Origin of the sequence: Mesorhizobium sp. M0292 (assembly GCF_040321695.1) — a bacterium.
Taxonomy (GTDB): domain Bacteria; phylum Pseudomonadota; class Alphaproteobacteria; order Rhizobiales; family Rhizobiaceae; genus Mesorhizobium.
Map to the genome: position 1 here is coordinate 106395 of NZ_JAMYSB010000019.1, position 10792 is coordinate 117186.

Annotated in this window: 10 protein-coding genes and 1 pseudogene; 7 read left to right on the forward strand and 4 right to left on the reverse strand. The window is 57.3% G+C overall.

Translation table 11 applies throughout. The features are described from left to right. Positions 1 to 327 precede the first annotated feature (327 nt). From NKI96_RS24590 to NKI96_RS24610, 5 genes are all read left to right on the forward strand, one after another. The gene (locus NKI96_RS24590; RefSeq protein WP_352806702.1) at positions 328 to 2256 is read left to right on the forward strand and encodes a gluzincin family metallopeptidase; all 1929 of its coding nucleotides are present in this window, start codon (positions 328 to 330) and stop codon (positions 2254 to 2256) included. Next, positions 2238 to 3590, forward strand: coding sequence for a ComEC/Rec2 family competence protein (locus NKI96_RS24595; protein WP_352806705.1), 1353 nt, complete (start codon positions 2238 to 2240; stop codon positions 3588 to 3590). The genes NKI96_RS24590 and NKI96_RS24595 overlap by 19 nt, the downstream gene beginning before the upstream one ends. Positions 3591 to 4077: 487 nt before the next feature. After that, positions 4078 to 4332 (forward strand): hypothetical protein, encoded by a 255-nt coding sequence (locus NKI96_RS24600; protein ID WP_502900300.1) that lies wholly within the window; start codon positions 4078 to 4080, stop codon positions 4330 to 4332. 62 nt (positions 4333 to 4394) lie between these two features. Beyond that, entirely contained in the window at positions 4395 to 4589 is a 195-nt protein-coding gene (locus NKI96_RS24605; RefSeq protein ID WP_352806708.1) for a helix-turn-helix transcriptional regulator, read from the forward strand. 55 nt (positions 4590 to 4644) lie between these two features. Further along, on the forward strand, positions 4645 to 5829 hold the full coding sequence (locus NKI96_RS24610) for a tyrosine-type recombinase/integrase (RefSeq protein ID WP_352806711.1): 1185 nt from the start codon (positions 4645 to 4647) through the stop codon (positions 5827 to 5829). An 866-nt stretch (positions 5830 to 6695) separates the two neighbouring features. Here NKI96_RS24610 and NKI96_RS24615 read toward each other — a convergent pair. From NKI96_RS24615 to NKI96_RS24625, 3 genes are all read right to left on the reverse strand, one after another. Further along, entirely contained in the window at positions 6696 to 7151 is a 456-nt protein-coding gene (locus NKI96_RS24615) for a VOC family protein (RefSeq protein ID WP_023744399.1), read from the reverse strand. 236 nt (positions 7152 to 7387) lie between these two features. After that, the gene (locus NKI96_RS24620; RefSeq protein ID WP_023737317.1) at positions 7388 to 7624 is read right to left on the reverse strand and encodes a tautomerase family protein; all 237 of its coding nucleotides are present in this window, start codon (positions 7622 to 7624) and stop codon (positions 7388 to 7390) included. A 23-nt stretch (positions 7625 to 7647) separates the two neighbouring features. Beyond that, complete coding sequence (locus NKI96_RS24625) at positions 7648 to 8358, reverse strand: SDR family NAD(P)-dependent oxidoreductase (RefSeq protein ID WP_023744398.1); 711 nt, start codon at positions 8356 to 8358, stop codon at positions 7648 to 7650. A 364-nt stretch (positions 8359 to 8722) separates the two neighbouring features. Here NKI96_RS24625 and NKI96_RS24630 point away from each other — a divergent pair, with 364 nt between their 5' ends. Further along, a complete protein-coding gene (locus tag NKI96_RS24630; RefSeq protein WP_352806718.1) occupies positions 8723 to 9349 on the forward strand; it encodes a sensor histidine kinase in 627 nt (208 codons plus the stop codon). A gap of 189 nt (positions 9350 to 9538) precedes the next feature. Here NKI96_RS24630 and NKI96_RS24635 read toward each other — a convergent pair whose 3' ends face one another. Beyond that, on the reverse strand, positions 9539 to 10054 hold the full coding sequence (locus tag NKI96_RS24635; protein WP_023737320.1) for a Dps family protein: 516 nt from the start codon (positions 10052 to 10054) through the stop codon (positions 9539 to 9541). A gap of 509 nt (positions 10055 to 10563) precedes the next feature. Between NKI96_RS24635 and NKI96_RS24640 the strand changes: the two are divergent. Next, a pseudogene (locus tag NKI96_RS24640) lies at positions 10564 to 10792 on the forward strand (ABC transporter ATP-binding protein/permease); the annotation flags it as partial.

Sequence of the window (10792 nt, forward strand, 5' to 3'; positions counted from 1 at the left end):
GGCTACAACGATCGGGTTGTACGATTTGACCCTTCTCTGCTGTGAGCATAGGCAGGAAGAAAACGGAAGGTGATCCCAAACAACCGAACGCCAGAATCGGCGGAAGACTTGATCGCCGTTCTGATCCATGATCGCTCGAAATGGAGCTTCCGGAGAGACTTACATTTGCAAGATTGAATCCGGCGTCATTGCAAACATCAAAGAATTTTGATTGCAAGCAGGTCCAAGTAGAAGATTTGCGGGCTTGCATGGCGACACCATTCGACTAAAGTCTTTTTCAAGCAGACTAGCGGGTAAGGCATACCGCTGGCGCGGGGGAGTGCCACAATGCCAACAAAAGCAAAACCTGTGGGAAGGACCGCGAAACGTGCGGCCAAGCCGCCGGCTCCCGCAAAGCCACCAACCGCTGCCGCCCCAAAACTCAAACGCATCACGGCCGACGGACGCGTCGATCTCTACTCGGCTCGACAATACCTCGACAGTGGCACGCTGGACGAACTGACCGTCAACATCCCGTTCGACGTCTATTTCCAGGATCCTGCGGTCCGCGAAGCGACCAAGGCGTATAATTTCGATGAGTCTTTCACTGTCCCTTGGGAGCCCGGCATCTCGGACGGCCCAACCAGTGCCCGCTTCGTTGTGATCGATTATGATGGAACCACTGGGTTAATCAACCCGTCCGCCAAATGGGATAAGACTGAAAACGTCTTTCGCGACGTCAATAAGGTCGTGCTCGATCGCAACAATCTCGACACGCCGCAATTTCACCAAGTCAATGTTTGGGCAACCTTGCAAAACGCGCTCGATTTCTACGAGAGCGGCGCGGGTCTCGGCCGCCGGATCAGTTGGGGTTTCGAAGGCAATCGTCTGATCATCGTGCCGCATGCAGGTTATGGCGAGAATGCCTATTATGATCGCGACAGCAAATCCCTGCAGTTCTACTATTTCGACTACAATGGCGAGCGGGTGCACACCTGCCTTTCGGCCGATATCATCAACCATGAATTCGGCCACGCCGTTCTCGATGGGGTGCGGCCGCTTTATCGCGAGTCCGTACAGGTCGAGACCGCAGCTTTCCACGAGTCCATCGGCGATCTGTCGGCGATCCTCATCGCGTTCCGCAACACCAAGCTTCGCAAGCAGATCGGCGAGGTAACGGGAGGCGATCTCGACAAGGACAACGCGTTGTCCAGCCTTGCTGAACAGTTCGGGCGCAAAGACGAAGAGCCTTATCTGCGCACTGCGCTCAACAAGCTGACCTACAAAGAGGTTAAGGACAGCCCGAGCCACCACTATATGTCGCAGGTGATGACCGGCGCCATGTTCGACATTTTGCGGGATGTGTATCGCTACAACCGAGATGTTCGAGAACACAGCGTGGCGCAGTCGCTATGGTTCACGGCAAGCCGGATGCAAAATCTTACCATACAACCACTCGATTTGCTGCCGCCGGTCGATGTCACCTTCGCCGATTACGCCGAGGCGGTTCTACGCGCAGAGCAGATCGTCAACCCTACGGATCCCGACGGCTATCGCGGCCTGATGCTTAAGGCCTTTGGCGAGCGCGGACTCTTGAGCAAAGCGAGAATCAAGGAGCTGAAAGAAGAGCCAGCCGTGCTGTCGCCCGTCGAGATGAGGGTGTTCCACGAAGCCTCCGAGATTGCCGCCTCGCGAGCCAATGCCTATCGCTTCCTCGACGATAATCGGCGCCAACTGCTGATCCCCTATGGGGCCGACCTCGTGGTCAGCGATCTGTCTACCGCGGTGAAATTCACGACACGTCGCCGCAGGCAAGCCAAGCACGTGCTGCTCCAATATGTCTGGCGTGAGGACGTGCCGCTTGAAGGAAGCGAGTTCGGGCAATTCAATGGCCAGACTACGGATCTATTGTGTGGCGCGACGCTCGCTCTCGATATTGACGGAAATCTCCTCGCCTGGGCGCGCAAACCCGGCATCTTGCCGCTGATGCGATCCGTCCGGGCGGAAGACAAGAAAGTTGATCGTGAAGCAGACGCTGGCACGCTACGCCGAAAAGCCTTTCTCTCGTCGCTCGCGGCCCGTATCCAGGCTGGAAACGTCGGCGGCGCACCGGCCGGCGGCGCGATGGGACTGCTGCAGAAATCGATTGCCCCGCTGAACTCCTATGTGGTTGACGGCACGGTCCGCTTCGGCCTCGCGCCGCATATCGGCATCGGCGACCATGCCGAGGATCAACACAAAGAGATGGGAGACAGATCGTGGTCGATAAGCTCTTGATCCGCGCCTACTCAGTTGGCGTTGGCGACTGCATTCATGTGGCGATTCCGAAGGCCCGGACTGATGGTGCCGACTTCCATATCCTGATCGATTGCGGAACACGGGGAAAGGCCGACGTGCTCAGGCTCGCGCTTGACCATCTCAAAACAAATCTGCCCAAGATCGACGGCAATCATCGCCTCGATCTGCTCTTGGTCAGCCACGAGCATGAGGATCATATAAAGGGCTGTGACCCCGCATGGTTCAAGGACATCAAGATTGAGAACCTGTGGATGAGCGTGGCGATGAACCGCCAACATCCGCAAGCGAAGTTTAAGCATAAACTGCACGATGACGTCGCGCTTGCCATGCGCAGCATCGCCTCGCGAAACCTTTCGCTCAGTCCGGAACTGCAGGACATCGTTTCTCGCTACAACATCGGCAACGACGGGGCGGTCACTGCGTTGACCAATACGCTACCCAAGCAAAACGATATCAAGCCTCTCTATGTCCATGCCGGCCTGCCGGCAGCCAAGCTCAAGCCTGAGACATTGGCCGGGGCCGTGTTCAAGGTTCTCGGACCGCAGGAAAACATCGACTACTATTATCTCGGCAAGGATGCCGGGGATGTCGTGCAGACCTTTGCTTTGGCCTCTGCCGGCGCTTTGCGCTCGCCAGCGCAAGTCGCGGCGCTTGATGCTGATCCGCCGGAAAACATCAGCGGTACCGATTTCCGCCGTTTGCGATCGCGCATGATGTCAACTGCCTTTGCCTTCGCTGAAGAGGAAGGCGAGGTGGTCAACAACACCAGTGTCATCCTTCTTATAGAGTGGCGCGGCCGGCGGCTGCTTTTCGTAGGCGATGCCGAATGGAACGGAGGTTACGTCGAAGGGAAGAAGAATTTCGCGTGGAACGTCGCTTGGAAAAAACATGGTTCCGAGCTCAGCAAACCGGTCGACTTTCTCAAGATCGGCCATCACGGAAGCACCAACGCGACACCATGGAATGACAAGGAGGACGGCAAAGCTACTGAACCGAGCACTATCCTCGATGCCATCTTGCCAAAACCCAAGGGCAACAAGAAACCCACCGCTCTGGCTGTCGTCTCCACTGACCGCACCAAGTATGATCCGATTCCCAAATCGCCGCTTTTGCTCGAAATCGGTAACCGTGTGAGCAACACCCGCAACTACCTCTCACTGCTTGGCGAGGACCGAGCTAGAACTCTCCCGCTCTACGAAAAATACGAACGGCAATGGTTAGACATGCCACAACCTTGGCGTACCGACATTGAGGCGATGATCAGCGGCGAAAGCTTCGTCGACGTCGCGATTGATCCCGCAGCCGGCCATTAGTCGCAGAAGCGTTGGATATCCGTTCCTTCCGGTATCGACAACGGCCGTAGCCCCGCAAACTATCGAGGTAGCGGTTGAAGTCGTATCGTTTCGGCGCAATTTACCGCGGACACGGAAGTGCCATATGCAGTCAGCGCCCTTTGCGGATGCCGTCAATCTTCGGGACTGGAGTACGCCTGGCACTACGGGGATTCGTAAGAAACAGCGCGGCGCTCAGGCACGCGACTAAAAATCGAGGCGAACAGGTCGAAGCCGCCTCAATATTGAGAAAGTCGCTATCAACACAAGAAGCAGAGCCACCTACCTGTCCGATTTGCACGCCATTGCCGCCGTTTTCCGAACCTACCTTTGGGACATCTTCCTAACAGCGATGTGCGTTCGTAAGAAATGGTCGCATTCCAAATTGGCGCGGCGCGGGATGTCTGGCTTGGTGGATTCGCGGACAGACTTCACCCCTCTGCCGATTGTACATTTTGGGTTGATAGCTGTGAAGGTTGACGCGATTTCCTATCCTCCCCGTGGCCTCTCCCGCGAGGAGGCAGCGCGATACGTTGGCGTTGGCCCGACCCTGTTTGATGAGATGGTCGCAGACGGCCGCATGCCAAAGCCTAAGCTCGTCAACACCCGTGCGATCTGGGACCGAATAACCCTCGACATCTCCTTTACGTCCCTGCCTGACAAGGAAAGTGGTCTCCGGGTCCTTTTGGAACGAAGCGGTCAAAAACCTGCAAGCGGGAGATGACTACGCAGGTTGCGTATACGCTGTCCGCGTAGTAAGATCGTTGTGTGAGCAAACGGGGTGACGTGAACGAGAACGAAGAACTCTCGCGAGAAGTGAAAGCTTGGCGAGCACGACAGGGATTCACAGCAGAAAGCGCAGCGAAATTGTTGGGCATCCCGAAGCGCACATATGAGGGCATAGAGCAAGGTCGAGGTTTCCCCTACCCATTGCTCCTTCGCCTGGCCATGCACATCGCGGCTCTTTCACCCGATGGGTAGACCAAGGGAAGCCGCGTGGAGAGCATGTCTTATAGAAACCTGGAAGGAGGGCTTGATGGCTAAACACCCGGACTACCCTGGGGCCTCGTCGCGCGTCGTCAATGGTAAGGAGTACTGGCGCTTTCGGGCCAATCGGCATGCTCAACAAATTACCCTCCCCGGCCAGCCGGGTGACGAAATGTTCGAGACAGCGTACCGTCGGGCAGTCGAAGGTTGCGCAGGCAAAGCCGAGATTATTGACCTACCGGGCCGCGCTCTGCCGCGCACTTTCGGACAAGCGGCACGGCGGCTCGAAACCACAATGGAATGGGCTGAGTTCGATACGGCCACGCAAGCCAAAAACCGCAGTTTGATAGAGCGGTTCCTCAACATGCCTGTCGACCCTAAATATGCGCTGAGATGGCGCGACGTGCCGGTCGAATACCTGGATGCCGACAAGCTTCGAGCTATCATCGAAGGCATCTTCAAAACAAACCGCACCGTTGCCAAACACCTGCTGGTCGCGGTCAAGAAGCTTTTGTGGGTGGCAATCGAAATCGAGAAGTGGATCAAGCCGCAGGATGATCCGTCGCTTTCTATCCGCGTGCGCGTGCCAAAATCGAGCAAGAACCCAGCTTGGCCCATCGCCATCCGCGAGAAGTACGAGGAGCGACATCCGATTGGTTCGCCCGCTCGTACCTGCTACGCCCTCGGCTTCTGGCTTGGCAACCGGCGCGGCGACATCGCCGACCTCGAATGGGACGAACTAGTGACCGAGGAGATCGAACTGTTCGACGGTTCGCTCGAATTGATTGAAGCCTTCGATTTTCGTCAAAAGAAAAATCGCAACCGCCACGGCGGGAGGGAGATGTTTATTCCGGTGGTGGACAAGCTGGCTATCAGCTTGGAACCGCTCGACCGCTCGAAGGGCGGCACCGTTCTAAAGAATGCCTATGGAAAGTCATTCTCGGAAAAAAGCCTGACAGGTATGATGCAACACTGGACGCGGCAAGCGGGCATCCCTGATGGCTATACGCTTCATGGACTACGCCGCACCTTCGGAACCTACCTGGCAGAATGCAATATCCAAGCGCGCGCCATCATGGACGCCATGGGCCATTCCTCAATGACGGTCACTGACGAGTACGTGCGTGACGCAAACAAGAAACGGATAGCGGTCGACATTGCAAGAGCGATCAATCAGCGTGAGGAAAAACGCGATCAGATGAGGCGGCGGGCGAACTTGCGGATCGTTCGGTGAGAAGGAAGCGCGAAGCAGGCGGCTTTGGTCGCTATTTTGTGGCTGGCATCAACCGTGGGCAAAGCGCGGGCAAGCCGTGGGCAAAGCCCAAATTTCCTCAATAAAATCAATGGTTATGGTGGGCCCGGAGAAACCCACATTATCGCAATTTGGTTTCGCGATTTCCTGTAGTTAATATCTCGCCGTAGCGCTTGATACCAACAATAACACCAACATTCTAAACCGCTGTTTTACACCACGACCAAGCGAACTACCCGGCCGCGAGCAGTCATATCGTGCACGCCGGCGATGCGGTCGTCGACCTGAGCCTGAGCGACGAGCTTTCGTCATGGGTTTCTCTCACGAGAAAGCCCGAGTACCGGGATGCAAGCCTCAAGCGACTTGTGGCGAAAAGTGGCGCGCCCGAAGAGACGCAGCGCGCCTTCGCCTAAGCGCTGATTTTATTGGTCTATTTCTTTAAAAAAGTAGCACGCCTGTAGCATAAATCAGTGACAAAAGCCCGTACTAGGCACGCTTGGATAATTAGTCCGCGGCGAGCGCGATGGAATGCTCGCCGCGTTGCGCACCGAAGGACAGCGGTTCTGCTCTTTTCCGGACGAGCCATTCATCCGGGATACGTCGGTTTTGTTCACGCGCACGGCCGACATCGGGAAGCTCGCTGTGCGCAGACCGATCCCCGGCGTCTCCGACCTATCATGTCGGCCGACCTATGGAACTTCTTGTGCGAGCATAGCCCGAAACCTTCCAGGCGATCTCCCGAACATATCTACCGAACGGCGCTCGTCCAGATTTCCGGCATGACCCGCTCAGCATCTTAGCGGAGACCGAGGCCTGGCTCGAGTAGAAGGTATACGTCCTTCTAGGGCTTAACCGTAAACGACATGCGGCTTACTCTGACCCACTTCGATGATGTAGCCGTCTGGATCGCGAATGTAACAGCGAGTTTCGCCGTACTTTTCCATCGGTTCCGTGATGAACTCAGCGCCCCGACCTTGCCAACGTCGATAGCAGTAATGAATATCAGCAACGCGGATGTTCATGAAGCTGCTGAGTGAATCGGGATCTGGGGGAACGCCGAGCGTCACCGACGGTTTGTCAGGTGTGGGGCCGCCGCCGATGTTGACGATGAGCCAGGTATTGGCGATGCGGATATATCCCGGCGCGCCGCTGCTATCGCCCAGGCTAAGAATGCGTCCTCCGAAGACCATCTCATAGAATCGAGCTGAGCGTTCGATGTCGGCGACGGTCAGAAAATGCGCGACGGTGAAGCCATGCTGCGGGGGCATTGCATAGATTTCATCCTCAACTCGTACTTCCGTCATCCGCGACTCCTATTTCGAGGTCTTCGCGATCCGCCATGGCCCGCGAGAACAGATTTCAATAGCGCTCCGCCGACACGGGTTTTAGTTGGCCTTTTGTATGATCCGTCTCTTAGCCGACGCCGGCGACGTACACGGCATTCCACCTCCACGGCGTCACACAGCATGGCTGCTTACGTCGAAAACGAAACTATCCCACCTGAACCCCCAGCATGTTTTTCAGGAAAGGCTATCAGGGCTCAAACGCCCTTCGCGGCCAGCAACTTGCGGTATTCCGCGACGGGCATCCCGCCCCAACCCCAATTCTCCATCTCCACTTCCTCAAACACTACCCAGGTCCAGTCCAGCGGCTTCCCGAGGACGTCGAGCAGCACCTCGCTCACGCCCTTGTAGATGGCTGCTTTCTGCTCCACAGTTACATGATCCACACCAGGCTCGATGCCTTCGCGGGTGAGCTGGACGGTGACAATAGGCATAAGAACCTCCCTTGACTGATGGCTCAGTGGCCAGCGCTCTGGCCGCCGTCGACATGAAGCGTTTCTCCGGTCACGAAAGCGGCATCCTCCAGGTAGAGGACCGCTCCGACGATATCGGAAATCTCACCCAGCCGACCCAGTGGATGCAAGGCCGCCAGCCTCTCGTACGTCTCTGGCGCATGCATCGGCGTCCTGATGACGCCCGGAGACACGGCGTTCACCCGGATTCCGCTGCGGGCATATTCGATCGCCAAACTACGGGTCGCGGCGTCAGCTCCGCCCTTGGTCAGCGAAGCAAGCACCGATGGCACCTTCGAACTGGCCTGCTTCACCAAGCTGGTTGTGATGTTGACGACATGGCCGCCCGCTTGACGTTCCATTGCGGCGATCGCGGCCTGGGTGGCGAAAAAGAAACCGGTCAGATTGGTAGCAACGGCGCGGGCATAATCCTCCGCGGTGTAATGCGTGAAACTGCTGGCAAGGAAAACTCCGGCGTTGTTTATCAGCGTGTCGACCCGCCCGAAACGCTGCAGTGTTTCCTCGATCACCCTCGGTCCCGTCGCCGGGTTGCCGATGTCACCCGAGATCGTGAGCAAGTCCGACCTATCGGAAGATTTGATAGATCGAGAGGTAGCGACAACGCGGTAATTTCGGCCGAGATACGCCTCAACCAACGCCGCGCCAATGCCCTGCGACCCGCCGGTGATGACAACGACTTTACGACCAGTTTCCATGACAGACCTCGGCGATACTGACCACTAACAACCAGACTGCGTCCCGTCATTTTCCAGGTAACACGTATCTGCAGTATGGCCCGGCAACCATCGTCCAATGGTATCGCATATACTTAGGTATCGGGGTTTATACAGCGACCTACCCGCTTTGCGGGCGGGTGGCGTCTCCACAGCGCCGGGCATTTTTGACTGGGACGAGCACTGCTCGCCAATACTCCGATGCCCATCCACAGGGGGGTGTGTCCGTCTTAAGTATTGCCGACACCTTGGCCCAATAGAATGTTTCGGCGCGGTCTGCTGTCATTTTCCGAAACATCGCGAACGGTGCTTCCGAGGTGCGGCGATGTTAGCGGAGGATCTGGTCATGCTAACAGGACGTGCGAATCCATCATCGGCATCGTGCCAGCCGCTGGCGTGGCATCTTGTCGAAGAGATTAGCCATCGGGTAATCAACGAATATGGCGAAGCGATAGCGATTCTGTCGCTGGCCTCGTCCAGCGGAGAGGCTACGCTGGCGTTAAGGCGCGCAGCGGATCGTCTGCGGGCGATGGCAGAGGCGCATCAATCGCTTCTCGTGCCCATCACTGAGGGATACATCGACCTCGGTGATCATGTTGGGAAGCTGTGTCACAGCCTTTCACGTGCCTCCCTTGGCGAGCGGAGCATTCAGCTGACTGTTGCAACGGACGAAATCCGGCTTGACGCCGCGCGGTGCTGGCCGGTCGGTCTGATCGTCTCCGAGTTGGTCCGGAACGCAGCACGGCACGGCCTAGGGGATAGCCCTGGTTCAATCCGTGTCTCACTGAACAGGAGTGGCAACAGTGTCTGTTGTGTTGTCTGCGACGACGGATGCGCGGCCTATCATCGGCCAGAAGAAAGAGGGCGGTGGTTGATACACGCGCTGACGGCGGAAATTGGGGGCTCGGTGCAATGGAAATTCACCCCGCGTGGATCGATCGTGGGTGTGCGTTTCCCTCTGATAGCGCCCTAGCTTCTGCACCCGAGACTGCTATCGCGCGGTCTGGGTCCCCTATCGGAGTCAAGCAGAGGGCGAGCCGGTTTCACGCGGCAGAGTCGATACGGATCCATGCTACCCGACCGGCGGAACGGAGTGCGCGATCCTTGCCGGTGCTTTTTTCGGGCGTGCAGGATCTCATCCGCCACCTTGCCCACGTTCCGCTCACGCGCGGCAAACCTCGTAGAGAAACCAGCTGCGCCGTTCGCTTTCGTCGATCCATCCTTCGATCAGGCTCGCGGTGGCAATGTCCGAATAGCTATCGCACAGCTCATGGACACGACGCAGCTCCGCAACCAACTGCTTGTTGTCGCCATGAAGCTCTGAGAGCATGTCCTGGGGATCAACATAGTCGGCGTTGTTGTCGAGGATCCGTTGGCGTCCCGCGATATCGGAGATCGAACGGATCGTGGTTCCGCCGATCTTACGCGCACGCTCCGCGATCGCGTCGGTCATCGCGAAAATCTGGTCGCCATGCTCGTCGAGCAAGAGATGATAGTCCCGGAAATTCGGACCACTCATGTGCCAGTGGAAATTCTTGGTCTTAAGATACAAGGCGAACACGTCAGCAAGCAGACCGGCCAGGCCGGCAGCGATGTCGCGGGTTGCCTCGGAACCAAGGTCTGTCGGAGTGCGAAGGAAGCGATCCGAACCGGCTGTCTTGCTCAACTGTTGCGTCATTTTTCAACTTCCCTCTATAGGCCGCGCACCGGCGCCGTTTCGACAAACCACATAGGAAATGCCGTGTTCTGATCCAATCAGACGAAGGTGTCGGACGATCGTAGGGACGCTACGCATCGTACTTTGGGCTTCAAGCGTGAATTGGCGCAAGGAGGATTTGGCCGCCTTCACCGTCAAACCCCGTAAAAAACTACCGTATTTGGTTAAGCTCAAGCTGCTTGCCGACACCTAGGTGCTATGGACGGTGTCGGACAGTACCGGCATCGTGTACGCGTCGTTAAACCGATGTCCAAATGACGAAGACCTGTCGCCGATACCGCTTGGGCCAAGCACGACGCGTCGTAGCATCGCGTCGCTCGATGAAGTCCTCGTCGTCATGATGGAAACTGGGGTTGGGCCCGTTCCCGGCCTCTCTGCGGCGAGTGTATTCGCGGTCCGTTTGAGCGGCGGATGCCTTCAGGTATCTCCATCTGGTTTCAGCAACGCTTCTGAACGCAAGGACCTCGTGCATGGCTGATCAACCGGACAAGTCCGCCACCGCTCAGCCGGTAACCGTCGATGCCAGCAGCCTGCGCGATCAGGTGGCGACGATCAAACGGGCGCTGATAGGCTCACCGGTGTTCAAGTGGCTGGTCTGGACGTCGGTCGGCATCATGGCGGTCATCGTCGCCACGTCGATCGGCCAGGTTCTGCTCAACCGCTGGAACCAGCCTTTCTACGATGCGCTGGCGCGTCGCG